General features: G+C 68.3%; 25 protein-coding genes. 18 read left to right on the forward strand and 7 right to left on the reverse strand.

What is annotated here, in order from left to right; genetic code table 11:
• Window positions 1-59: 59 nt before the first annotated feature.
• The 8 genes from A0130_03155 (at window position 60) to A0130_03190 (ending at window position 7,856) form a co-directional block, all read left to right on the forward strand.
• Window positions 60-1,769, forward strand: coding sequence for a trehalose synthase (locus A0130_03155; GenBank protein ANF30812.1), 1,710 nt, complete (start codon window positions 60-62; stop codon window positions 1,767-1,769).
• Window positions 1,770-1,922: 153 nt separating this feature from the next.
• The gene (locus tag A0130_03160) at window positions 1,923-2,609 is read left to right on the forward strand and encodes a DNA polymerase III subunit epsilon (GenBank protein ID ANF30813.1); all 687 of its coding nucleotides are present in this window, start codon (window positions 1,923-1,925) and stop codon (window positions 2,607-2,609) included.
• Window positions 2,610-2,681: 72 nt separating this feature from the next.
• Complete coding sequence (locus A0130_03165) at window positions 2,682-3,005, forward strand: hypothetical protein (protein ID ANF30814.1); 324 nt, start codon at window positions 2,682-2,684, stop codon at window positions 3,003-3,005.
• A gap of 156 nt (window positions 3,006-3,161) precedes the next feature.
• A complete protein-coding gene (locus A0130_03170; GenBank protein ANF30815.1) occupies window positions 3,162-4,433 on the forward strand; it encodes a hypothetical protein in 1,272 nt (423 codons plus the stop codon).
• Window positions 4,434-5,117: 684 nt separating this feature from the next.
• On the forward strand, window positions 5,118-5,441 hold the full coding sequence (locus A0130_03175; GenBank protein ID ANF30816.1) for a hypothetical protein: 324 nt from the start codon (window positions 5,118-5,120) through the stop codon (window positions 5,439-5,441).
• Between the two features lie 44 nt (window positions 5,442-5,485).
• Window positions 5,486-6,181: a hypothetical protein gene (locus A0130_03180; protein ANF30817.1), complete on the forward strand. Its 696-nt coding sequence runs from the start codon at window positions 5,486-5,488 to the stop codon at window positions 6,179-6,181.
• 148 nt (window positions 6,182-6,329) lie between these two features.
• The gene (locus A0130_03185) at window positions 6,330-6,722 is read left to right on the forward strand and encodes a hypothetical protein (protein ID ANF30818.1); all 393 of its coding nucleotides are present in this window, start codon (window positions 6,330-6,332) and stop codon (window positions 6,720-6,722) included.
• Between the two features lie 219 nt (window positions 6,723-6,941).
• Window positions 6,942-7,856 (forward strand): hypothetical protein, encoded by a 915-nt coding sequence (locus A0130_03190; protein ID ANF30819.1) that lies wholly within the window; start codon window positions 6,942-6,944, stop codon window positions 7,854-7,856.
• 551 nt (window positions 7,857-8,407) lie between these two features.
• Here A0130_03190 and A0130_03195 read toward each other — a convergent pair.
• Complete coding sequence (locus A0130_03195; GenBank protein ID ANF30820.1) at window positions 8,408-8,623, reverse strand: hypothetical protein; 216 nt, start codon at window positions 8,621-8,623, stop codon at window positions 8,408-8,410.
• Between the two features lie 383 nt (window positions 8,624-9,006).
• Between A0130_03195 and A0130_03200 the strand changes: the two genes are divergently transcribed.
• The 3 genes from A0130_03200 to A0130_03210 all read left to right on the forward strand — a co-directional run bounded on the left by A0130_03200 (window position 9,007) and on the right by A0130_03210 (window position 11,481).
• Window positions 9,007-9,312, forward strand: coding sequence for a hypothetical protein (locus A0130_03200; protein ANF30821.1), 306 nt, complete (start codon window positions 9,007-9,009; stop codon window positions 9,310-9,312).
• 1,321 nt (window positions 9,313-10,633) lie between these two features.
• The gene (locus A0130_03205) at window positions 10,634-11,116 is read left to right on the forward strand and encodes a hypothetical protein (protein ID ANF30822.1); all 483 of its coding nucleotides are present in this window, start codon (window positions 10,634-10,636) and stop codon (window positions 11,114-11,116) included.
• A gap of 119 nt (window positions 11,117-11,235) precedes the next feature.
• On the forward strand, window positions 11,236-11,481 hold the full coding sequence (locus A0130_03210) for a hypothetical protein (protein ID ANF30823.1): 246 nt from the start codon (window positions 11,236-11,238) through the stop codon (window positions 11,479-11,481).
• A 322-nt stretch (window positions 11,482-11,803) separates the two neighbouring features.
• On the opposite strand, the gene A0130_03215 is transcribed toward A0130_03210, so the two are convergent.
• The 3 genes from A0130_03215 to A0130_03225 all read right to left on the reverse strand — a co-directional run bounded on the left by A0130_03215 (window position 11,804) and on the right by A0130_03225 (window position 14,207).
• Complete coding sequence (locus A0130_03215) at window positions 11,804-12,058, reverse strand: 50S ribosomal protein L31 (protein ID ANF30824.1); 255 nt, start codon at window positions 12,056-12,058, stop codon at window positions 11,804-11,806.
• A gap of 122 nt (window positions 12,059-12,180) precedes the next feature.
• Window positions 12,181-12,969 (reverse strand): ABC transporter ATP-binding protein, encoded by a 789-nt coding sequence (locus tag A0130_03220; protein ID ANF30825.1) that lies wholly within the window; start codon window positions 12,967-12,969, stop codon window positions 12,181-12,183.
• Window positions 12,970-13,019: 50 nt separating this feature from the next.
• Entirely contained in the window at window positions 13,020-14,207 is a 1,188-nt protein-coding gene (locus A0130_03225; protein ID ANF30826.1) for a glycosyl transferase family 1, read from the reverse strand.
• A gap of 47 nt (window positions 14,208-14,254) precedes the next feature.
• On the opposite strand from A0130_03225, the gene A0130_03230 reads away from it, so the two are divergent.
• Both A0130_03230 and A0130_03235 read left to right on the forward strand, forming a co-directional pair.
• The gene (locus A0130_03230; protein ANF33272.1) at window positions 14,255-15,499 is read left to right on the forward strand and encodes a glucose-1-phosphate adenylyltransferase; all 1,245 of its coding nucleotides are present in this window, start codon (window positions 14,255-14,257) and stop codon (window positions 15,497-15,499) included.
• A complete protein-coding gene (locus A0130_03235) occupies window positions 15,496-16,155 on the forward strand; it encodes a phosphoserine phosphatase SerB (GenBank protein ID ANF30827.1) in 660 nt (219 codons plus the stop codon). Before A0130_03230 ends, A0130_03235 begins: the two co-directional genes overlap by 4 nt.
• Window positions 16,156-16,228: 73 nt before the next feature.
• Here the strand turns inward: A0130_03235 and A0130_03240 are convergent, their stop codons facing one another.
• Window positions 16,229-16,939, reverse strand: coding sequence for a beta-ketoacyl-ACP reductase (locus A0130_03240; GenBank protein ANF30828.1), 711 nt, complete (start codon window positions 16,937-16,939; stop codon window positions 16,229-16,231).
• 158 nt (window positions 16,940-17,097) lie between these two features.
• Between A0130_03240 and A0130_03245 the strand changes: the two genes are divergently transcribed.
• The 4 genes from A0130_03245 to A0130_03260 all read left to right on the forward strand — a co-directional run bounded on the left by A0130_03245 (window position 17,098) and on the right by A0130_03260 (window position 19,493).
• The gene (locus A0130_03245; protein ANF33273.1) at window positions 17,098-17,349 is read left to right on the forward strand and encodes a hypothetical protein; all 252 of its coding nucleotides are present in this window, start codon (window positions 17,098-17,100) and stop codon (window positions 17,347-17,349) included.
• Window positions 17,350-17,373: 24 nt separating this feature from the next.
• Window positions 17,374-17,583: a hypothetical protein gene (locus A0130_03250; GenBank protein ANF33274.1), complete on the forward strand. Its 210-nt coding sequence runs from the start codon at window positions 17,374-17,376 to the stop codon at window positions 17,581-17,583.
• Window positions 17,580-18,455 (forward strand): sortase, encoded by an 876-nt coding sequence (locus A0130_03255; GenBank protein ANF30829.1) that lies wholly within the window; start codon window positions 17,580-17,582, stop codon window positions 18,453-18,455. The genes A0130_03250 and A0130_03255 overlap by 4 nt, the downstream gene beginning before the upstream one ends.
• A gap of 165 nt (window positions 18,456-18,620) precedes the next feature.
• On the forward strand, window positions 18,621-19,493 hold the full coding sequence (locus tag A0130_03260; protein ID ANF30830.1) for a patatin: 873 nt from the start codon (window positions 18,621-18,623) through the stop codon (window positions 19,491-19,493).
• A 174-nt stretch (window positions 19,494-19,667) separates the two neighbouring features.
• On the opposite strand, the gene A0130_03265 is transcribed toward A0130_03260, so the two are convergent.
• A complete protein-coding gene (locus A0130_03265) occupies window positions 19,668-21,266 on the reverse strand; it encodes an ABC transporter (GenBank protein ANF30831.1) in 1,599 nt (532 codons plus the stop codon).
• 75 nt (window positions 21,267-21,341) lie between these two features.
• Complete coding sequence (locus tag A0130_03270) at window positions 21,342-21,671, reverse strand: hypothetical protein (protein ID ANF30832.1); 330 nt, start codon at window positions 21,669-21,671, stop codon at window positions 21,342-21,344.
• Between the two features lie 221 nt (window positions 21,672-21,892).
• Here A0130_03270 and A0130_03275 point away from each other — a divergent pair, with 221 nt between their 5' ends.
• A complete protein-coding gene (locus tag A0130_03275; GenBank protein ID ANF30833.1) occupies window positions 21,893-22,342 on the forward strand; it encodes a hypothetical protein in 450 nt (149 codons plus the stop codon).
• Window positions 22,343-22,415: the final 73 nt, after the last annotated feature.

Here is a 22,415-nt window from a genome sequence, read left to right on the forward strand (position 1 = left end):
ACCTTAGACTTCACTGGTTGTAATCGTTTGCACCCACCTCTTCGCCCCCAAGGAGAACCGTGAGTTTCACCGCGCCCATCACGCTGCCCGGACTCGCCCTCGATCCCCAGTGGTACCGCCGGTCGGTCTTCTACGAGGTCATGGTGCGGTCGTTCGTCGACAGCAACGGCGACGGGTCGGGCGACATCTCGGGGCTCACCTCCAAGCTCGACTACCTGCAGTGGCTCGGCATCGACGCCCTCTGGCTTCCGCCGTTCTTCCAGTCGCCGCTGCGCGACGGCGGGTACGACGTGTCCGACTTCAAGGCGATCCTGCCCGAGTTCGGGACGATCGACGAGTTCCGCGAGCTCGTCACCAAGGCGCACGAGCGCAACATGCGCATCATCATCGACCTGCCGATCAACCACACGTCCGACCAGCACGAGTGGTTCCAGCAGTCCCGGTCCGACCCCGAGGGCCCCTACGGCGACTTCTACGTGTGGAACGACACCGACGACAAGTGGCCGGACATCCGCATCATCTTCGTCGACACCGAGGACTCCAACTGGGCGTTCGACGAGGCCCGGCGCCAGTACTACTTCCACCGGTTCTTCTCGCACCAGCCCGACCTCAACTTCGAGAACCCTGCCGTCCACGAGGCGATGTACGACATCGTCAAGTTCTGGCTCGACCTCGGCGTCGACGGCTTCCGGCTCGACGCCATCCCCTACCTGTACGAGTCCGACGAGGGCAACGGCGAGGGCGAGCCGAAGACCCACGAGTTCATCATCCGGCTGCGCGAGTGGGTCGATCGCGAGTACCCGGGCCGCATCATGATCGCCGAGGCCAACCAGTGGCCGCGCGAGGTCGCCGCCTTCTTCGGCAGCGAGGAGGAGCCGGAGTGCCACATGGCCTTCGACTTCCCCGTCATGCCTCGCATCTTCTACGCGCTGCGGTCGCAGCAGGCCAGCGAGCTGGTCCGGGTGCTGTCCGAGACCACCGACGTGCCCGAGGGGGCAGCCTGGGGCGTCTTCCTGCGCAACCACGACGAGCTGACGCTCGAGATGGTGAGCGAGGAGTACCGCCAGGCGATGTACGGCTGGTACGCCTACGACCCGCGGATGCGCGCCAACATCGGCATCCGCCGCCGCCTCGCCCCGCTGCTCGACAACTCCCGCGCCGAGCTGGAGCTCGCCCACGCGCTGCTGTTCTCGCTGCCCGGCAGCCCGTTCCTCTACTACGGCGACGAGATCGGGATGGGCGACAACATCTGGCTGCCCGACCGCGACAGCTCCCGCACCCCGATGCAGTGGACGCCGGACCGCAACGCCGGCTTCTCCAGCGCCGACCCGGGCAAGCTCTACCTGCCGGTGGTGCAGTCGCTGGTCTTCCACTACAACCAGGTGAACGTGGAGGCGCAGCTCGCGCAGTCCCGGTCGCTGCTGCACTGGATCCGCAACGTCATCCACGTGCGCAAGGCGCACCCCGTGTTCGGGCTGGGCGACATCCGCGTGCTGCCGACCGACCACGAGTCCGTGCTCGCGTTCATCCGCTCGTACGGGGGCAGCGGGACGCACTTCGGCGACCAGCCGGAGGACGTGCTGTGCGTGTTCTCGTTCGCGCACAATCCCGTGTCGGTGACGCTGGAGGCGCCCGAGTTCGCCGGGCGGACGCTGTACGACCTGTTCGGCGGGGCGGAGTTCCCGACTGTGGCGGAGGACGGCCGCTTCACCCTGACCCTCGGCACGCAGAACTTCTACTGGCTGCACATCGAGCCGCGCCGCGACTGACCGCTTCCCTCCCCACCCGCTCCCCCTCCCCTCCCCCTCCCACCCGTTCCGTGAAGTGCAGGTAGTTGCGCGCTCCACCGGCGTGTCGAGCAACTACCTGCCCTTCGGCGTGTGATCCGTCGGAGTGACAGTGGGGGTGCTTAGCGTTGGGGTATGAGCAACTGGCACCACCGGCTGGGGGTCTTCGATCTGGAGACCACGGGGATCGACGTGGAGTCCGCTCGCATCGTCACCGCCCACGTCGGCCTGCTCGACGAGACCGGTGAGGTGCTGCACCGCCGCGACTGGATCCTCGACCCGGGCGTCGAGATCCCGTCCGAGGCGACCGCGGTGCACGGCATCACGACCGAGCGCGCGCGTGAGCTGGGGATGGATCCGGCCCACGGTGTCGCCGCGATCGTCGAGCAGCTGCGCAGCCTCTTCGACCGCGACATCCCGGTCGTCGCCTACAACGCGCCCTACGACTTCACCCTCCTCGACCGCGAGGCCCGGCGCTACGGCGTGGCGCCGCTGGTCTCCCCCGGACCGATCATCGACCCGCTGGTGATCGACAAGGCCGTGGACAAGTTCCGCCGCGGCAAGCGCACCCTCACCGTGACCGCGACCCACTACGGCGTCGACCTGCTCGCCGCCCACGACGCCGGCGCGGACGCGATCGCCGCCGGCCGGGTCGCGCAGGCGCTCGCGCGCATCCACGCCGACGCCCTCGCCCTGGAGGCGGCGGAGCTGCACCTGCGCCAGGTCGACTGGTGCCGGGAGCAGGCGGCTGACTTCCAGGAGTACATGCGGCGCGAGCGCGACCCCGAGTTCACCACCTCGGGCGCCTGGCCTCTGCGTTGACCGCTTCTGGTTGCGGTTCCCCCGCATGCGGGGGCTGGTAGCGGTATGCGCTGGCCCGTTACCCTGTGGGCCATGAGCGACTCCAACCTGAACCCGCAGCCTCTCCCTCCGCAGCAGCAGCCCCAGTACCAGCAGTCCTACGGCGCTCCTGCGCAGCGGGGCTGGAACGTGCTGGCGATCGTCGCCTTCATCGCGACGTTCTTCATCAGCATCCTGGGCATCATCCTGGGCTTCATCGCCTTGTCGCAGATCAAGCGCACCGGCGAGCAGGGCCGCGGCCTCGCCCTCGCCGCGATCATCATCGGCTTCGTCGCGCTCGCCCTCGGCATCATCGTCTCGATCATCATCATCGCGGCCGTCGCCGCCAACCCGAACGTCTACTACCAGGGCTCCTGACTCCCGCCCCGCAACGCCGAAGGCCCCCGTCCAGCGGACGGGGGCCTTCGTGCAGCGGCAGGAGCCGCGCGGCTTACTTGCCGAAGTTCTTGTAGCGCACCTAACTGATACGCTCGACTCATGACCGAGACGCCTGCCACTTCGCGCCCCCGCGCAGTGCTCTATGTCCGCCTCAGCAAAGAGTCTGCCCTGTCGACCTCGGTCGCCGGGCAGCACGACGACCTAACCGCTATCGCCGCCCGGGAAGGATGGGAGGTCGTCAAGGTCTACGAAGACAACGGCCTCTCCGGCGGCAAGGAGCGCGCCAAGGCACAAGCGGCCTTCGACATGGTAGCTCGCGGCGACGCCGACGTCCTCGCCGTCTACGCCTATGACCGATGGAGTCGGCAAGGCATCGAAAAGGCCGCGGATGTCATCCGCCTCATCCGCGAGCGCGAGGAGTCCGGCCGCCCCGCTCTCTTCGTCGCCGAGCGTGAGGGCATCCGCTCCGACCGCGATAACTGGGAGATGCAACTCGCCTTCGCCGCCGACGTCGCCAAGAAGGAGCGCGACCGCACCCGCGCCCGGCAGATCGCCGCCCGTGACCGTATGCGGCGGGAGGGGCGCAATCCCGGCTACGGCACGCCGCCCCTCGGCTACAAGACCGGTCCGCACCCGACCCTTCCGGCCGGACGAGGTCTCATCGTTATCGAAGAGGAGGCCGAGGTCATTCGCGAGGTAGCAGAGCGCCTCGTCGACGGCGAGAGCACTGTCAAGATCGCTACCGACCTGACCGAACGCGGCTTCGCCCGCGCGCGCTCCCCCTACCGCCGAGCCGTCCTCGCGGGCACCAACCCGACGGGTCTCGACACGGGCGTATGGTCCTCGCCGCGCATCCGCGACACCTGGACCTCGGACCACTTGCTAGGGCGCGTGAGCTTCGGAGGTCGCCCAGTAACCGACGCGACAACGGGTCTCCCGCTCACTCCCTTCGAGCCGATCCTCGACCTGGACACGGTCCTGCGCATCCGGGAGCGCTTTTCCGAGAAGCGCGGTCAGAACGCCAAGCGACGCGCGGCCCGCCTTCTCTCCGGCGTCGCCTACTGCGGCCTCTGCGGTACCAAGATGTATGCGAAGGTCTCGCGCGAGGTCCCGTACTATCAGTGCTCCGCGGTGGCGCACGGTATCAAGTGCACACAACCGCGCATCGACGCGAAGCTGGTCGAGGACATGGTCACGGGCCTCTACCTCAAAGCACGCGGCCACGCCCCGAGGTCAAGGTCATCGAGCACCTCAGCGACCCGGCCACAGCCGCTCTCCTCGCGGCTGTCTCCGAGCAGATCACAGCGGAGACCGCCCGCTGGGCCGCGCTCGACGGCGACGAGGCCGACGCCGTACTCGCCTCGATCGGCGACCTCAAGAAGCGTCGCGCGGAGCTACAGGCGGTAAAGCCGACTCGATCCGTCGAGGTCGTCCAAACCGGCCGCACGTTCGCCGAGACGTGGGCCGACGCCGATACGGAACGCAAGCGCACGATGCTTCTCGATGCACTAGACCACGTCAGCGTCTATCCACGCTCCCACGAGGAGCGAGTTGTCTTCCACTGGAATAGCTAGCCACCAAAAAGAGAGGAAACACCCATGCCCAACTACGACGAGACCCCCGAACTCGACCTCCTCGCGATCGCGCTTGACCCGCGCATCTCTGCGCCGGAGCGGCCGGGCCAGTTCATCCCGAACGGCCTGACCTTCGCCGACGGATCGACGATGTCGCGCTCGGCAGCCGAAGTGCTCGGCTACCTCCGCTGAGAGGGGACGAGAGCGCGCCTATCGCCCTCGTCCCCGTCTCAACCCTAAAGGCCCCCTCCTCGCCGAGGGGGCCTCTTCGCGTTCGCGGGCAGTAGCGGCGCATTTGAGTGCCTCTACATGGGAGGCCTCCGAGCGCGGGAAGCGCCGGATCGGCCTCTAAGCCTGACGATCTGACGAAACAAACGTCAGTCAGGTATCCACTCAATGAGCGAATTTCTCTCTATATATATGGGCGGATGCCAACTGACGAAAGTTCCGTCATTCCGTCAGGGAAGCGCCGCCCGCCGGGCGCAGCGCTCCGACCTCCGAGCCTAGGAACTCTCCGATGCCCCGCCTTGACCCCCGAACTCTCTTCACCGGCTACGCTGCCGCCGAGTCGATCACGACACCCGCGGAGGAGCGCCGCGTCATCGACGCCGCCCAGTCCGGCGACGCCGACGCCTTTGACCGGCTCCTCCGTGCCTACTCGCCTCTCCTCAAGCGCTCCTACTCCGGCGCGATGCTCCGCGCCTCGGGACGCGCCTACGGCGAGAGAGCCGACGACCTGCAAGCCGACCTCCTCTTCCTCTTCACCGAGGCCGTGCACGACTGCAAGATCGACCGCCTCGCGGGCATTCTCCCCGCTACCTCGCCCGGGCAACGCACGTGAACACCCACGCCCTCCTTGCCGTCCCTCCGAAGACTCAAGAGCGCGTGCAAGCGCTGCTCAAGGCCGCCGGAGGCGACGCCGACCGCGCCCGCGAACTGGCAAAGCTGGACAAGGAAGTCTCGCCCGAGACCTTCGACGCCGCGCTCAAGGCGCTCCGCCCCGTTGAGTCCCTCTTCGCCGAGGACGCCGACGGCAACCTCATTCACGACTACGCCGTCGACGCCGACGGCGACACGCCCGTCTCAGCGATCGAGGACCGCCTCCTCGCCGAGTACGCCCTCGCGGCGCTCACTTCCGAGGAGAAGATGGTCGTCCGTCTCATGTACGGCTTCGGCGGCTTCAACCCCGCCGTCCCGGAAGAGGTCGCAGCAACGCTCGGCATCGACAAGCGCACCGTCGACAAGACCCACGCCGCAGCGCTGACGAAGATGCGCCGCGCGCTCGGCGCGTTCAATCCCACGGTCGACGACGCTCCCGACGCGGACTCTGAGGACCCGCTCGCCCCGCGCACCGATCTTGAGGCGGAACTCGTCAAGCTCGCGGCGAGCTTCGACGTAGACCCCGGGCCGGCCGTTTACACGCTCCGCGATCTACAACGGCGGTCGGCGAAGTCGTGCACCTCCTGCGGCCGTCGCCTCGACCTCTCCGCGTTCGGTACCGCCTCTTCCCGGCCGCTCGCCGTGGACTCGCAATGCCTTGAATGTCGCTCTCAGGCCGCCCGCGATCGCCGTGCCGCGTAACGCGGGGCTGAGTGCCTCTTCATCTGTAGGAGTGATCCCTTCCTAGGCGCTCTCCTACAAGCCTGTCCGGACCGCTCTTCCCGGACGCTAGGGCCGTTCACGCACGGAGTCGCGTGGGCGGCCCTTCTTCGTTCCCCGAGGAGGCACCGTGCCCGCACTTCCCCCGCCGCTCTCGGCGCTCACGTCGCGTCTCGGCATCGCCGCCGACGGCCTCGACGGCCTCGACACCGCCCGAGCCTCCGCAGCGCTCGACGACGCTACGGCGCTCGCGCTTGCCGAGGTCACGCCCGCCGCAGGCGACGCATGGCTCACCAAGTGCCCGCCGGTCGTCACCCTCGTCATCCTCAAGGCCGCCCGCCGCGAGTTCGAGAACCCCCGCGGCTTCGTGACCGAGACGCAGGGCGAACGATCCGCGACCCTCGCGGTCTCCTCCGGCGTCTACCTGACCGCCCGAGAGATAGCCACGATCCGCCGCGCCGCGACAGGCTACCCCGGCGGCTTCGTCGGCAGCGTCCGCACACCGTCCAGCTACTCCGAGTAGCTCCTCGAATCTTCCGCCCCGCCCCTACCCTGCAAACCCCTTCTCTCGGCAGGCGAGGACGGCGCGGGGCGGCTCTCCGACACGCAGGCGTGTCACCCCTTCCGCGTGCAGGCACGCGACCCGCCCCCCTTCACGAGGCTCGCCCCGGTAGTGCCGCGAGCGTCTCCGCCTCTCCTTCGTCCGGCGCATCGCGCCCCACCGTCTCAAGGAGACCCCCTCATGGCTACTAGCCCCAACACCCTCGTCACCCCGACTCAGGTCGCCGCCGTCGCCGCGGAGCTTGCCGCCCAGTCCCTCACCGTCGCAGGCACCCTCTCGCGCTCCTACGAGTCCGAGTTCGGAGGCCGGATCGGCTCGTCGGTGCAGGTCCGCATCCCCGCGGCCTTCCAGTCCCGGTACCGCGCGATCAACTCGACCGACGACCTCGCGACCGACAACGTCGACGAGCAGTTCGTCGAGGTGAAGCTCACCGACCACGCCTACAGCCGCGCGGCGCTCACCTCGGCTGAGATGTCGCTCGACATCCAGAACTTCTCGGCGCAGGTCGTGAAGCCGCAGGTCGGCAGCATCACCCGCCGGATCGAGAATCTCGCGATCGCGACCCTCAAGGCCGCCCCGGCCGACACCACGATCACCTACTCGGCGACCGACCCGGCCGCGACCTTCTCCGCCGCCCGCCGCGTGCTCCGCTCTCGCGGCATCGACGCTAGCGTCCCCCTCTACGCCGCGGTCTCCGCCGACGTCTACGAGGACGTCCAGAACGCGAACGCCTTCGACACCAACCAGAGCGGCGCAACCGTCGACCTCGGCAACGCCTCCGGGATCATCCGCGGCTTCCGCGTGTTCGAGGTTCCGAGCCTGTCCGATGGCGAGATTGTGTTCTATGTCGCCGCCGCCGCTCACCTCGCCGTGCGCGCCCCTGAGGCCCCGCTCGGCGTCGAGTCGGCCTCCTCGACGACATCGGAGAACGGCTTCGCGATCCGCAATGTCATGAGCTTCGACAGCGTCAAGGCGCAGTCGGTCTCGCTCGTCGATACCTTCGTCGGCGTGCAGGCCCTTGACCTCCCGGTCGACAGCGCCGGGACCGTCGACCTCGTCCCGTTCGGCGGCGTCGTCCACGTCCTCGCGGCGTAACCCTCTTCCGGCGGCGGGCCGCGCCCTACTCCCGCGACTCGCCGCCGGGACCCTCACCCTCTAGGAGACCCGATGCTCACTTCGACCGACCGCGACCTCTCCGCCGGGCAGCGCCGCTCCTTGCGTCTTCTTGAGATTCTCAGCGACCCCGACGTCGCCCTCCCCGCCCGCGTCGAGGACCTCGACCTGGACACGGGCCATTGGCTCGACCGGATCGCAGCTGACCTCGGCGTCCCGCGCCGGTCGCGCTCACGCGGCTCCGCGTCCATCACTTCGAGACCATCGCCGCACGGCGCGCAGCACTCGAAACCGCACACTTCGCCCGCACCGCCGCCAAGGCTGCCGGGCGCATCTGACTGGCACCGCGCTTCTCCGGTAGGCAAGCGCAGTGCGGCTCGGCACCTGACTACTCCCAGGGGGCCGAGAGCACGGGGGGTTAGGGACCCCGCGCGTGCAAAGCCGTGGGCCGCTCGCCTCGTCCTCCTAGGCGCACCTCGTGGATGCAGTGCGTACGACCAAGCGCGAGCGCCCACGGCACCTCAACCTTCGGCCTAAGGCAACGAGGACGTGTCGACCAAGTCATACTCAATCAGCCCGGCGCGACCCACCTCCGAGCGCGCGAAGGTCTCCATCCACTCGGCGCGCTCGCCCGTGCGAACCACTCGAATGCGGGTCGGCGACTCATCCTCGGTCGGCGGGAGCGCGACCAACTCGACGCCTGACTCGACGCCGCCCACGAGGACAGCGAAGAGCTTCTCGTCGCTCACTTCCGTCCACCACCCATACGACGACGGTATGACTACTGGCTTCCGTGCGCGAGACAGCGTTGCAACTCCCCTCCCCGGGGTGCCTGAGTACCGGTAAGGCAAAGCGTCTCCCAGTGCGCGCAGGTTCCAGGGTTTCGGCGCTCAATCGCCCCAATCACCAGATCGCCCCTCCGGCCTAAGCCGCGAGGGGCCTTTTTTGCGTTCAGCCCCACTACTGTTCTGCTATGCCAAGTCGGGACGCGGTCCGGTCGTTCGAGCGGCGCATGTCGCTACATAGGTACTTTCTCAACGCTGATTATCTGCGCGACGTTTTCATGCGTCGCTTGGCGGCGCAACAAGGAGTCCCCGCAACTGATGCCGATGACCTAGACAATCAAAGCGCGATGCTCTTGTGGTACGCCGCCCTCTATGTCGTCATCGAAGGCTGGAAAGAGCTAGACCTCTCTGACTCGGAGGTCGACGGCTTCCTCTCCGACGACCGCACCGACAAGCTGCGAGTTTTTCGCAATAAGGTCTTCCACTACCAAAAGGAGTACTCGCCGAACGGGCTGGTTGCGTTTCTAGAGGCAGACGGCCCAGACGGCAGTTCGAGTGCCGAGTGGGTGCGAGGGACCCACTTCGCTCTCGGCCGCGCAATCGTTCGGTCGATCGAAGAAACGAATCCGACCTACCCTGAACCGCGCGCCTAGGAGCGGTTAGGACGCAGAGTTGCGACCCTGAGAGCGTGGACACGACACGCGCAGCCATTCTTGCGCTCATCATCGTCGGGGCAACTGCCCCGCTCCTCGGAGCCTTGCTCGCGGTCGCTAACGCCTCTCGAACTCTCAAGGCTCACGAGCGCGACGTCAAAGTCTCGCAAGCGATCTTGAAGGAATGGAGGGCAGAGTCAAGCGCGCGCCGCTTCGATTCGGTGGTCGAGGCAGACGCCTTCAACTTGACCTATCACTCACGCTTTCTAGCCCTAGGCTTACCGGTTCCCTCGCGCGCTGCTGCGGACGATAACGCGACGGGCGACCTCGCGGTCTCGCGGGTGCTCCGCCTGCTCGCAAGAGGACAGGGGTGGAATGTCTCCCTTATCGTGCTCGGCGTGTTCGCCTCTACGGCTGCGGCGATTTGGTCTCTGTGGCTTCCGACGCCGTGAGGCGTTCGTAAACGCGCTCAACGGGCACTGCGGCCACTTCAGACCATTGCGCGCGAGATGGGTCGGCGACGAGTCGACTTCCGTCTCGCTCAAAGAAGGGCAGTCCAAGGCTGAAACGGTACGTGTCGCGCACGTTCATGCCGATATCGCGTACCCAGAATTCGAGCCGAAATGCCGCCCGTTCGGGGCTGCCAACTTGGTCATCCGTCGACAGCCCAATTGCGTTCACGACGCGATTCCAGTAAAGCGTTTTGGCATTGTTCCGGCCCGGTAGGACGTAAAGGGGCGTGCCCTGAGGTAGACCGTCGATCGTGCCACCGTCGAAGTTGGTTATGTCTATCCTCGCGGGCACCCTGGATACGTTCCTGAACGTCAACCTAAGCTCAGTCCGAAAGCGGGGCCGTTCGTTCTCCTCGAACGTGGCTCGCCACTCGACAAGGAACTCGCCCCGCTCGTGGGCAGACCAAAGCGGGCTAATGCCGTCACCCGGTCCCGGCGCGACCCTGACGAATAAGCTCGGCGCGAGAGCGTCGAGCCGCGCTTCGGCGACTCGGGTCTCCGCTCGACGTTGGGCGGCCCCCTGCTCCTCCGCTTCCGCGCGCGCGGCCAGCGCTTGAGCTTTGGTGTCCTCAAGCGCCAACTCTTGCAAGCGAACTTGCTCCTTGACCGCGACCGCCTGCTCACGTGCCGAATGAGCCGCTCGCCTCGCATAGATGCCCGCAGCGCTTGCGGCGACGAGGGCACCGAACGTGGAGAGGGCAGCTATCCAATTCGGGACAGCATCACCCCAGGTATCTATTCCGCTCACCCTCCACAGCGTAAAGCCACGGCGGACCAATCTCCGATGGCTACGCCGCTAGTATTCGGCAATGGACATCTGGGCAGACATCGTCGCGACGCTCGCGCTCATCGGGGCGGCGATCGGATTCCTGACAGCACGAAGGGCGCGGAAGAGGGCAGAGGAGAGCGCGATTCTCGCGGCAAAGGCGCAATCCGAAGCGACCGATGCCCTCCGGCGAACCGCCGAAGCAAACGAGCGCCTGACCGCCCTGTGGGAGCGCGTCACGACGCCTCCACCCCCTCGTCCTAAGTGGAACGTTTACTACAACCCCGGCGACGGTTCGGGGTTCCTGATCAACGTGGGCGAGGAGAAGGCCTACGGCGCTACCGTGCGCGGCTACCCGCAAGTAAGCGAACACCTCGCTCGCACCCCGTATCCGACGGACGTTCCCCCGCAAGCTCAACTCTCGTTCGAGGTGTTCGAGTCGGCCGGACCCCTCGAACGTATCGAGGTGTCATGGCAGGACGAGGCGCACTCGACGATTGAGCGGGAACAACTCTGGGTCACCTAGACCGGTTCGGCCGTGAGCGAACGAACCTGCGGGATCGCGTCGGCCTCTATAGCTTGCTGCCCATGACACCTCATACCGCCTTTTGGAGTTGGACCGAACGCTACGACCAGCAAGTCCGCGTGACGGCGATCGAGAACCGCGACGACCGCGTCGCGCTCACGATCGAGACCACACCGGCATGGATGGGCGGAATCGAGGACTTACACGCGACGCTCCCCGATCGCCGCCGCATGCCCATCCGCGCTCTCGCCCACAGCGGGCAAGGCCGCTTCACCATCGAAGCCGAGGGCCACCTCGGCGGCGGCGATTGGTTTAGCATCCGCCTTGACTCGGCGTGGGCCGTCATCGAGGTCCGCGAGCCGTAGCCGTCACCGCGCCAAACGAAAGCCCCCGTACACCGTTCGCGCGGTGCATGGGGGCTTTTCGTCGTTAGAGGCCGAGTCGCGGGTCCGGCGTCTCCGGGCCGTCGCCCGCCTCGGGCATCTGGTACTCGCCGCCCCTAGCGCAGTGCCAGACCCACCCGCCACCGAGTCTTGCCTCGTCGGGGTTGTACTCCCATGTCATCGGACCGCCGTGAATTGAGCATGTCTTAGTTATCGCCATGGTGCGAGAGTATCCGCCGCTTACGACAAAGCCCCCGACTTCATGAGAAGCCGGGGGCGATGTCCCTCGAAGAGGGGTGAAGATTTAGGAGCGTCCGAAGTTCTTGTAGCGCGAGTTGAACTTCTCGACGCGGCCGGCCGAGTCGAGGATGCGCTGCTTGCCCGTGTAGAACGGGTGCGACTCGGAGGAGATCTCGACGTCGATCACCGGGTAGGTGTTGCCGTCCTCCCACTCGATGGTCTTGTCGCTCGAGACGGTGGAGCGGGTGAGGAACGTCGCACCCGAGGCCAGGTCGCGGAAAACCACCGGGGCGTAGTCGGGGTGGATGCCAGTCTTCATCAGGACTTCCTTGTTGCGTGTCGTAATCGGTCGTGTCCGCGCCGGACGGCGTGAGGACGGGAAGCTTGTCGGCCCAGACCGGGCCAGCTACCTACTTTAGCAGATCGGGGCCCGAAACGCGGTCACGACGTGGCGCGCGCGGCGTAGCGGCCGTCGGTCTCGCTGAGCTCGACCGCGATGCCGAAGGTGTCGCTCAGGTTCTCGCTCGTCAGCACCTCGTCGATCGGGCCGGCGGCCGCGATCCGCCCGTCCGCGAGGAGCAGCGCGCGGTTGAAGCCCTGGGGGATCTCCTCGACGTGGTGCGTGACCATGACGATCGCCGGCGACTTCGGGTCGCTGGCGTAGCCGCCGAGCAGCTTCACGAGCTCTTCGCGGCCGCCGAGGTCGAGGCTCGCGGCGGGCTCGTCGAGCAGCAGGATCTCGGGGTCCGTCATCACGGACCGTGCGATCTGCACGCGCTTCTGCTCGCCGTCCGACAGGCTGCCGAAGGTGCGCTCGGCCAGGTGGTCGAGGTGCCACTCGCCGAGCACGCGGAGCGCCCGGCGCTCGTCGATCTCCTCGTACAGCTCGTTCCAGCGGCCGGTGACGGCGTACGCGGCGGTCATCACCACATCCAGGACGCGCTCGTTGCGCGGGATGCGCCGGGCCAGCGCGCTGGACGCGAAGCCGAGCAGCGGACGGAGCTCCGACAGGTCGGTGTGGCCGACCGATTCGCCGAGCACGACGGCCTCGCCCGAGCTCGGATGCAGCGCCGCCGCGGCGATCTGCAGCAGCGTGGTCTTGCCGGCGCCGTTGCGGCCCAGGATGACCCACCGCTCGTCCGGCTCGACCGCCCAGTCGATTCCCTGGAGGACGGGGTTGCCGTCCCGCACAACGGACACGTCGGTAAGTCGGATAACGCTGTCGGCCATGTCCTCCAGCCTACCTGCGCCGGGCGCCCCTCCGTGACGAAGCGGACGCCTCAGCGCGCCAGCAGCGACCGGTAGACGTCGCGGGTCTGCTCGGCGATCGTGGTCCAGCTGAACGACGTCTCAGCGCGCTCGCGCCCGGCCTCGCCCATCTCCGCCGCGCGCGCCGGATCGCTCACGACCTCGATCAGCGCCGCGGCCAGGTCGTCCACGAACCGCTCCGGGTCCGTCGGCGTCCCCGTGCCGTCCTGCAGCTGCTGGATGGGCACGAGCCGGCCGGTCACGCCGTCCACGATCACCTCGGGGATGCCGCCCGTCGCGGTTCCGACGACCGGAAGCCCGCAGGCCATCGCCTCGAGGTTCACGATGCCCAGCGGCTCGTAGATCGACGGGCAGACGAACACCGTGGACGCGGTGAGCGCGATCCGCAGCTCGTCGTTCGGCAGCAGCCGGTCGATCCACACGACACCGTCGCGCTCGGCCTGCAGCTGCTCGACGAGCCCGGTCACCTCGGCGAGGATCTCGGGGGTGTCGGGCGCGCCGGCGCACAGGATGATCTGCACCTCCGGCGGCAGCTGCCGAACGGCGCGCAGCAGATACGGCAGGCCCTTCTGACGGGTGATGCGCCCGACGAAGATGACGGCCGGACGCTCGGGGTCGATCCCGAGCGCCCGCGCCCGCTCGTCGTCGCGCAATGGCTGCCAGCGCTCCAGGTCGATGCCGTTGTAGATCGTCACGACCTTGGTCGGGTCCAGCGCCGGGTACGCCGCGAGGATGTCGCGCCGCATCCCGTCGCTCACCGCGATCACGGTGTCGGCGGCCTCGAAGGCGGTCTTCTCGATCCAGCTGGACACGCGGTAGCCGCCGCCCAGCTGCTCCGCCTTCCAGGGGCGCAGTGGCTCGAGGCTGTGCGCCGTCACCACGTGCGGGACGCCGTGCAGCAGCTTCGCCAAGTGACCCGCGCCGTTCGCATACCAGGTGTGCGAGTGGACGACGTCCGCTCGCCCGCAGTCCTGCGCCATCTGCAGGTCGACGCCGAGCGTCGCGATGGCGCCATTGGCGTCCGCCAGCTCGGCCGGCACGCGGTAGGACGCGGTGTCCGGCTCGTCCCGCGACTCGCCGAAGGCGCGCACGACGACCTCGGTGTCGGTCCGCAGGGCACGCACCAGCTCGGTGACGTGCACCCCGGCTCCCCCGTAGATGTCCGGCGGGTACTCCCGGGTCAGTAGATCGACGCGCATGACCGAAACGCTAGTACAGCCCCCAGTTCGCCTCTACTGTTATGCACATGGCACCAGGCAAGAAGATCTTCGGCATCGTCCTCGCGGGCGGAGAGGGAAAGCGGCTGATGCCGTTGACGGCGGACCGCGCGAAGCCCGCCGTCCCGTTCGGCGGACAGTACCGCCTGATCGACTTCGCGCTGTCGAACCTCATCAACTCGCAACTGCGGCAGATCGTCGTGCTCACGCAGTACAAGTCGCACAGCCTGGACCGCCACGTGTCGCAGACCTGGCGCCTCGACGGCATCACCAGCTCCTACATCGCCTCCGTCCCCGCCCAGCAGCGCCTCGGCAAGCGCTGGTTCAGCGGATCGGCGGACGCCATCCTGCAGAGCCTCAACCTGCTGCGCGACGAGAAGCCCGACATCGTGGTCGTCGTCGGCGCCGACCACGTGTACCGGATGGACTTCGGCCAGATGATCCAGGCGCACATCGACTCGGGAGCCCCGGCGAGCGTCGCCGCCATCCGTCAGCCCATCGGGCTGGCCGACCAGTTCGGCGTGATCGAGGTGGAGCCGGAGCGGCCCACCCACATCGGCGCGTTCCGCGAGAAGCCGCGCGACCCCGTCGGACTGCCCGATTCGCCGAACGAGGTGCTCGCCTCGATGGGCAACTACGTCTTCGACGCCGACGCCCTCATCGACGCGGTGATCCGCGACGGCGACCGCCCCGACTCCAACCACGACATGGGCGGCGACATCATCCCGGACTTCGTGTCGCGCAACGAGGCCGCGGTCTACGACTTCAACAACAACGACGTGCCGGGTTCGACGGACCGCGACCGCTACTACTGGCGCGACGTGGGGACGATCGACTCGTTCTTCGAGGCCCACCAGGACCTCATCTCGGCGCTGCCGGTGTTCAACCTGTACAACAACAGCTGGCCGATCTTCAGCCAGGTGCTCAACTCGCCGCCCGCGAAGATCGTGCGGGATGGACGCGGTGCCCTGGGCACGACCATCGACTCGATCGTCTCGCTCGGATCCGTGATCTCCGGCGCGCACCTCGAGCGCAGCGTCCTCGGTCCGTGGGCGAAGGTCGACTCGGGTGCGAAGGTGATCGACTCCGTCGTGTTCGAGCGCGCGGTGATCGAGCCGAACGCGTTCGTCGGCCGCGCCATCCTCGACAAGGACGTGGTGGTCGCCGAGGGCGCGCAGATCGGCGTCGACCCCGAGCGCGACCGCGCCCGCGGCTTCACCGTCACCGAGTCGGGCATCACGGTGGTCGGCAAGGGCGTGCACGTCGTCCCATGACCGACAGCCACAACCGAACAGCGTCCGTCCTCGTCGTGCTCGACGCCGACTCCACCCTGCTCCAGGACGAGGTGATCGAGCTGCTCGCCGAGGAGGCGGGATCGCGCACCGAGGTCGCAGAGATCACCGAGCGCGCCATGCGCGGCGAGCTCGACTTCGAGCACAGCCTCCGGGAGCGCGTGCGCACCCTGCGCGGGCTGCCCGCGTCGGTGTTCCAGCACGTCGGTGAGCGCATCCGGGTGACGGACGGCGTGCCGGAGCTCATCGCGGGCGTCCAGGCCGCCGGCGGTGTCGTCGGCGTGGTCTCGGGCGGTTTCCACGAGCTGCTGGACCCGATCGGCGAGCGGCTGGGCCTCGACCACTGGCGCGCCAACCGCCTGGTGGTCCGGGAGGGACGGCTCACCGGCGAAGTCGACGGCCCGGTCATCGACGCCGCCGCGAAGGCGCAGGCGCTGCTGTTCTGGGCGGCCGCGGCAGGCGTGCACCTCACGCAGACGGTCGCCATCGGCGACGGCGCGAACGACCTGCGGATGATGGCCGAGGCCGGTCTGGCGGTCGCCTTCAACGCCAAGCCGAAGGTGCGGGCGGAGGCCGACCTCGTGATCGACCGGCCCGACCTCTCCCAGGTGCTCCCCCTGCTCGGCCTCCGCGGCTAGCATCCATCGCCTCCTCGCTTAATCCGATCGCGCGTCGCGCGGCGAATGAATAAGCGAGGAAGCGATGAACGAATCAGTGACCCATGCCGAGGCCGCCGTCGACGGGGATGACCGCGCCGGAGATGTAGCCGGCGTCGTCGGAGGCAAGCCACGCGACGACCTTGGCGACCTCGCTCGGTTGCGCGAAGCGGCCGGCGGGGATGCTCTTCTTGTACTCCGCCTGCTGGGCCTCGGGCAGCTCGGCCGTCATGTCGGTCTCGATGAAGCCGGGGGCGACGACGTTCGCGGTGATTCCGCGCGCGCCGAGCTCGCGCGTGATCGACCGCGCCATGCCGACGAGTCCCGCCTTCGACGACGCGTAGTTGACCTGGCCGGCGCCTCCGAAGAGTCCGACGACGCTCGAGATCAGGATGATGCGGCCGAAGCGCGCCTTCAGCATCCCCTTGTTCGCCCGCTTCACGACGCGGAAGGACCCGCCGAGGTTGGTCTCGACGACCGAGTCGAACTCCTCGTCGGTCATGCGCATCAGCAGCGTGTCCTTGGTGATGCCGGCGTTCGCGACAACGACCTCCACCGGGCCGAGCTTCTCCTCCACCTCGGTGAAGGCGGCGTCGACGCTCGCGGCGTCGGTGACGTCGGCGCGCACGGTCAGCGCGCCGGCGGGGCCCTCCCCGGAGCGCGCGGTGACCGCCACCCGGTGGCCCTGGGCGACGAACTCCTCGGCGATCGCGTAGCCGATCCCCCGGTTGCCTCCGGTGACGAGGACGGTGCGTGGCGTGGTCATGCGCTTCCCTTCAGGAATGGTGCTTGCTGCGTATTCGGCCCGAGCGGGGCCCGACCCAAGTTTATGGACGTACGCTGGAGTCAACGCTCATGAAGAAGCCCTCAGCACCGTCGATCACGAGTCTCCCCCTCTCTCCGGACGAGGAGCGCAAGCACCGGATGATCCGCTATTCGGTCGCCATGGGCATCCGCGTGGTCTGCGTCCTGGTCGCGGTGATCGTACCGGGATGGTGGGCCCTCGCCCCGATCGTCGCCGCCGTCTTCCTGCCGTACTTCGCCGTCGTCATCGCGAACGTCTCGGTGGAACGCGGCCAGGCGGACGTCCAGCGTCCAGGCGGTATCGTTCCTCTGTACCCTCCGCAGGCTCCGCGCGCCGACCAGAGCGCCGAGAACCCGCGCGAGGATCCGTAAAACAGGAGGCGCGCAGTGATCGGGATGGACGCGCCGGCGCCGCTGACCTGCTCGCGCGCCGGCTGCCGCGAGACCGCGTCCTGGCGGATCGAGTGGCGCAACCCGCGCATCCATACCGAGGACCGCGTGAAGGTCTGGCTCGCCTGCGACGAGCACGTGGACTTCCTGCGCGAGTTCCTCGCCGCGCGGGAGTTCCCGCTGCGCGTGGTCCCGGCCGTCGGGGCCGACGCATGAGCGGCGCCGACCCCGAGACGAAGGCATCCGGCTGGAGTTTCGCGTTCTCACGCCGATGGTTCGGCTACCTGGCGTTCGCGATCGTGTTCGCCATCGCCTGCGGCTTCCTCTCCAACTGGCAGCTCGCCCGCTCCAAAGAGGCAGCAGCGGCGAACGCCCTGGTCACGGCCAACTTCGATTCGAAGCCGGTGCCGCTGACCGACGAGCTTCCGACCCTCGGCTCCTACTCGCCGAAGCAGGAGTGGACGCGCGTGACCGTCACCGGGACGTACGAACGCGACCAGCAGCTGCTCGTGCGCAACCGGCCGTTCAACGGCAGCCCCGGTTTCGAGGTGCTGATCCCGCTGCGGACCGCCGACGGCGCGCTGTTCGTCGTCGACCGGGGATGGGTCCCCACCGGCAGCAAGACCGACGCACCCGACCACGTCCCCGCCGCACCGTCCGGACCCGTGACCGTCGTCGCGCGGCTGAAGGCGAGTGAACCGGCCATCGCGGGACGCACGGCGACCGGGGATCAGGTGGGCACGATCCAGCTCTCGGTCGTGAAGCAGAAGCTCGGCGGCGCGGACGTCTACACCGGCGCGTACGGCCTGCTCGACAGCGAGGACCCGACCCCGGCGACCGCGCCGACGCCGACCGTGACGGCCCCACCGACTCAGGATGAGGGACTCCACTGGTCGTACATGATCCAGTGGATCATCTTCGCCCTGATCGGCTTCTTCGGTCTCGGCTACGCGCTCGTGACGGAGTACCGCAAGCGCAACTCCGACGACCCGGCCGAGCGCGCACGGGCCGCGGAGCGCGAACGGCGGCGGCGGGCGAAGCGGACGGACGCGGACGTCGAGGACGAGCTGCTCGACGCCACGCGCTGAGCGCCGCACGGGCCGCGTGCTATCGTCATCCCGATCGTGTTCCGACTCCAGGAGGTGAGACCCATGTACACACAGACAGTGGGCGCTCCCCTCAGCCCACGATCGCGCGGCTAGAACCTTCGCCGCCGGGAGCGCCGTTCCGCATGATCGCGAAAGGCGACTCCCATGAACAGTTCCTCTTCTTCTGCGCGCACTGAGCGCGCGCTCGTCCTCGGCGGCGGCGGCGCGACCGGCAACGCGTGGCTCATCGGCGTGATCGCCGGGCTCGCCGACGCCGGTGTCGACGTCGCCGCGCCCGACCTCACGGTCGGCACGTCGGCCGGCTCGACGGCCGCCGTCCAGCTCTCGCTCTCCGAGCCGGCGGAGCTGTACGCCGCGCTCACTCCCCCGCCGCCGCGCGGTGCTGCCCCCGCCGGGCGTCCGGCTGGCGGCCTCGACCGCGTGCTGTCGCTGATCGCCGCCTCCACCGACATGGACGACTACCGCCGCCGCATGAGCGCGTCGGGCCTCGCGCTCGACGCCGAGGACGACGGCTCGCGCTCCGAGCGCTGGCGTGCGGTGGCCGCCTCCCGCCTGGGCGGTGCGGGTTGGCCCGAGCGGCGCCTCCTGATCACCGCGGTGGATGCGCGTACCGCCGAGGGCGTGGTCTTCGACCGCGACAGCGGGATCGACGTGGTGGATGCGGTGGCCGCCAGCACATCGAGCGCCCACCCGCTGCGGATCGGTGACGCGCGCTACCTCGACGGCGGCTACCGCATCAACGCGGAGAACGCCGACCTCGCGACCGGCTACGCCCGGGTACTTGTGCTCTCGCCGTTCAACGGCCGGTCGCTCCCGCCCGCGTCGTGGGGCACGCACCTGGCGGTCCAGGTGGATGCGCTGCGCGCCTCCGGGAGCCGCGTCGAAGTGATCGGCCCAGAGTCGGAGGCCCTGCACGGCGCCAACGCGACCGATCCGTCTCTGCGTCCCGCCGCCGCACGCGCGGGCTTCGCCCGCGGCCGCGAATACGCGCCTGCCGTCGCCGCCCTCTGGATCTGAGCCGCCAGGGATTCGTGCCGAATGTGCACAACTCGTAACGAATAGCGCACATTCGGCACGAATCCGCGAGCACAACCCGCGGCGTGGGGACTGACCGCCCTCGCGATTCGTCACGGATGGTCGCGATTCGTCACGAATGGCGACCATTTGTGACGAATCGCGGGCGCCGGGCGGCTAGGCGAGCGAGATGAGGTCGAGGTAGTCGCGCGACCAGTGGTCCTCGGTGCCGTCGGGCATGATGAGGACGCGCTCGGGGTTCAGCGCCTCGACCGCCCCCTCGTCGTGGCTGACCAGCACGACCGCGCCCTCGTAGTGGGCGAGCGCATCCAGGATCTCCTCGCGGCTCGCCGGGTCGAGGTTGTTGGTTGGCTCGTCGAGCAGCAGCACGTTGGCGCCGGAGACCACGATCATCGCCAGCGCGAGTCGCGTCTTCTCGCCGCCGGACAGCACTCCCGCGGGCTTGTGCGCGTCGTCCCCGGTGAAGAGGAACGAGCCCAGCACCTTCCGCGCCTCGGTCTCTGTCAGGTTCGGCGACGACGAGACCATGTTCTGCAGCACGGTCCGGTCGACGTCGATGGTCTCGTGCTCCTGGGCGTAGTAGCCGATCCGGAGGCCGTGGCCCGGCTCGATCTGCCCGGTGTCGGGCGCGTCCACGCCCGCGAGCATCCGGAGCAGCGTGGTCTTGCCCGCGCCGTTCAGCCCGAGCACCACGACCTTCGAGCCGCGGTCGATCGCGAGGTCGACAGCGGTGAAGATCTCGAGCGAGCCGTAGCTCTTGGACAGGTCGCTCGCCTGCAGCGGCGTGCGTCCACACGGTGCCGGGGTCGGGAAGCGCAGCTTCGCCACCCGATCGACCTGGCGCACGTCCTCGAGGCCTGCGAGCAACTTCTCGGCGCGGGCGACCATCTGGTGCGCGGCCGCCGCCTTGGTGGCCTTCGCCCCGAACTTCGCCGCCTGCAGCTGCAGCGCGCCCGCCTTCTTCTCCGCGTTGGCGCGCTCCTTCTTGCGGCGCTCCTCGTCGGCGGCGCGCTGGCGCTGGTAGTTCTTCCAACCCATGTTGTAGATGTCGATGACCTGGCGGTTCGCATCCAGGTAGAAGACGCGGTTGACGGTCTCGCCGACCAGGTCGACGTCGTGCGAGATCACGATGAAGCCGCCGGTGTAGTTCTTGAGGAACTCGCGCAGCCACAGGATCGAGTCCGCATCCAGGTGGTTGGTCGGCTCGTCGAGGATCATGGTGCGCGCGTCCGAGAACAGGATGCGCGCGAGCTCGATGCGACGCCGCTGACCGCCCGAGAGGGTCTTCAGCGGCTGCTCCAGGATGCGGTCCGGGAGGTTCAGGTTGGACGCGATGGACGCGGCCTCCGCCTCGGCGGCGTACCCGCCGAGCAGGTGGAAGCGCTCCTCCAGCCGTCCGTACGTCTTCATGGCGGCCTCGGACACCGCGGTGTCGCTGCTCGCCATGTCGAGCGTGGCCTTCTGCATCCCGAGCACGATGGAGCCGAGGCCGCGGGCGTCCAGGATGCGCGTACGCGCGAGGTCGTCGAGGTTGCCCGAGCGCGGGTCCTGCGGCAGATAGCCCAGGTCCCCCGACCGGTCGACCTTGCCCGCGGTGGGCAGCAGGTCGCCGGCGAGCACCTTGGTCAGCGTGGTCTTGCCGGCGCCGTTGCGCCCGACGAGGCCGATCTTGTCGCCGTCCGCGACGCGGAACGAGACGCCCTCCATGAGGAGGCGCGCACCGACGCGCAGTTCGAGGTCGTGCACGGCGAGCACAGTTCAGTCCGTTCGTTCAGGGGTGGTCATGCGAGAGTCCCGGCACTCGCGTACCGGGACCCGTCGTTGGTGTTCTTAGATCGCGAAGCCGAGGGCGCGCATCATGTCGCGGCCGTCATCGGTGATCCGCTCGGGACCCCACGGCGGCATCCACACCCAGTTGATGCGGAACGCCTCGACGATGCCGTCGAGCGCCTCGGCGGTCTGCTCCTCGAGCACGTCGGTGAGCGGGCAGCCGGCACTCGTCAACGTCATGGAGATGATGAGCGCGTTGTTCTCCTCGTCGAAGGCCAGGTCGTAGATCAGGCCGAGGTCGACGACATTGATCCCGAGCTCGGGATCCATCACGTTCTTCAGCGCCTCCTCGACCTGGTCGAAGAGCGCGGGGCTCAGAGTGGCGGGCATGAGTGGATTCTACCTCTCGGTGATCTCGATCGGTCGGGCGCTCAGGCGCCGGCCAGCTCGGCCTCGTCGGCCGCCGCGGGCTCGGGGCGTCGACGAACCGGTCGTAGCCCTCCTCCTCCAGGCGGTCGGCCAGCTCGGGGCCGCCCTGCTCCGCTACCCGGCCCGCGACGAAGACGTGCACGAAGTCCGGCTTGATGTAGCGCAGGATGCGCGTGTAGTGCGTGATCAGCAGGATGCCGAGGCCGGTGTTGGCCTTGGCACGGTTGACGCCCTCCGACACGATCTTCAGCGCGTCGACGTCGAGGCCGGAGTCGGTCTCGTCGAGCACGGCGAACTTCGGCGTGAGGAGCTCGAGCTGGAGGATCTCGTTGCGCTTCTTCTCGCCGCCCGAGAAGCCCTCGTTGACGTTGCGCTCGGCGAACGAGCTGTCCATGCGGAGCGCGTTCATCGACTCCCGGACGTCCTTCACCCAGGTGCGGATGGACGGCGCCTGGCCGTCGATCGCGGTCTTCGCGGTGCGGAGGAAGTTGGTGTTGGTGACACCGGGGATCTCGACCGGGTACTGCATGGCGAGGAAGAGGCCGGCGCGGGCGCGCTCGTCGACGGTCATCGCGAGGACGTCCTCGCCGTCGAGCGTGATCGTGCCGCCGGTGACGGTGTACTTGGGGTGACCGGCGATCGTGTAGGCGAGGGTGGACTTGCCCGAGCCGTTGGGGCCCATGATCGCGTGGATCTCACCCTCGT

This window comes from Leifsonia xyli (genome assembly GCA_001647635.1).
Classification (GTDB): domain Bacteria; phylum Actinomycetota; class Actinomycetes; order Actinomycetales; family Microbacteriaceae; genus Leifsonia; species Leifsonia xyli_A.

What these genes read in the sequence shown, in the direction of transcription:
- A0130_03160 (ANF30813.1), top strand. Translation starts at nt 1,923, where the DNA reads ATGAGCAACTGGCACCACCGGCTGGGGGTCTTCGATCTGGAGACCACG.
- A0130_03165 (ANF30814.1), top strand. Translation starts at nt 2,682, where the DNA reads ATGAGCGACTCCAACCTGAACCCGCAGCCTCTCCCTCCGCAGCAGCAG.
- A0130_03175 (ANF30816.1), top strand. Translation starts at nt 5,118, where the DNA reads ATGCCCCGCCTTGACCCCCGAACTCTCTTCACCGGCTACGCTGCCGCC.
- A0130_03190 (ANF30819.1), top strand. Translation starts at nt 6,942, where the DNA reads ATGGCTACTAGCCCCAACACCCTCGTCACCCCGACTCAGGTCGCCGCC.
- A0130_03200 (ANF30821.1), top strand. Translation starts at nt 9,007, where the DNA reads ATGCTCTTGTGGTACGCCGCCCTCTATGTCGTCATCGAAGGCTGGAAA.
- A0130_03205 (ANF30822.1), top strand. Translation starts at nt 10,634, where the DNA reads ATGGACATCTGGGCAGACATCGTCGCGACGCTCGCGCTCATCGGGGCG.
- A0130_03215 (ANF30824.1), bottom strand. Translation starts at nt 12,058, where the DNA reads ATGAAGACTGGCATCCACCCCGACTACGCCCCGGTGGTTTTCCGCGAC.
- A0130_03220 (ANF30825.1), bottom strand. Translation starts at nt 12,969, where the DNA reads ATGGCCGACAGCGTTATCCGACTTACCGACGTGTCCGTTGTGCGGGAC.
- A0130_03225 (ANF30826.1), bottom strand. Translation starts at nt 14,207, where the DNA reads ATGCGCGTCGATCTACTGACCCGGGAGTACCCGCCGGACATCTACGGG.
- A0130_03230 (ANF33272.1), top strand. Translation starts at nt 14,255, where the DNA reads ATGGCACCAGGCAAGAAGATCTTCGGCATCGTCCTCGCGGGCGGAGAG.
- A0130_03235 (ANF30827.1), top strand. Translation starts at nt 15,496, where the DNA reads ATGACCGACAGCCACAACCGAACAGCGTCCGTCCTCGTCGTGCTCGAC.
- A0130_03240 (ANF30828.1), bottom strand. Translation starts at nt 16,939, where the DNA reads ATGACCACGCCACGCACCGTCCTCGTCACCGGAGGCAACCGGGGGATC.
- A0130_03245 (ANF33273.1), top strand. Translation starts at nt 17,098, where the DNA reads ATGATCCGCTATTCGGTCGCCATGGGCATCCGCGTGGTCTGCGTCCTG.
- A0130_03250 (ANF33274.1), top strand. Translation starts at nt 17,374, where the DNA reads ATGGACGCGCCGGCGCCGCTGACCTGCTCGCGCGCCGGCTGCCGCGAG.
- A0130_03255 (ANF30829.1), top strand. Translation starts at nt 17,580, where the DNA reads ATGAGCGGCGCCGACCCCGAGACGAAGGCATCCGGCTGGAGTTTCGCG.
- A0130_03260 (ANF30830.1), top strand. Translation starts at nt 18,621, where the DNA reads ATGAACAGTTCCTCTTCTTCTGCGCGCACTGAGCGCGCGCTCGTCCTC.
- A0130_03270 (ANF30832.1), bottom strand. Translation starts at nt 21,671, where the DNA reads ATGCCCGCCACTCTGAGCCCCGCGCTCTTCGACCAGGTCGAGGAGGCG.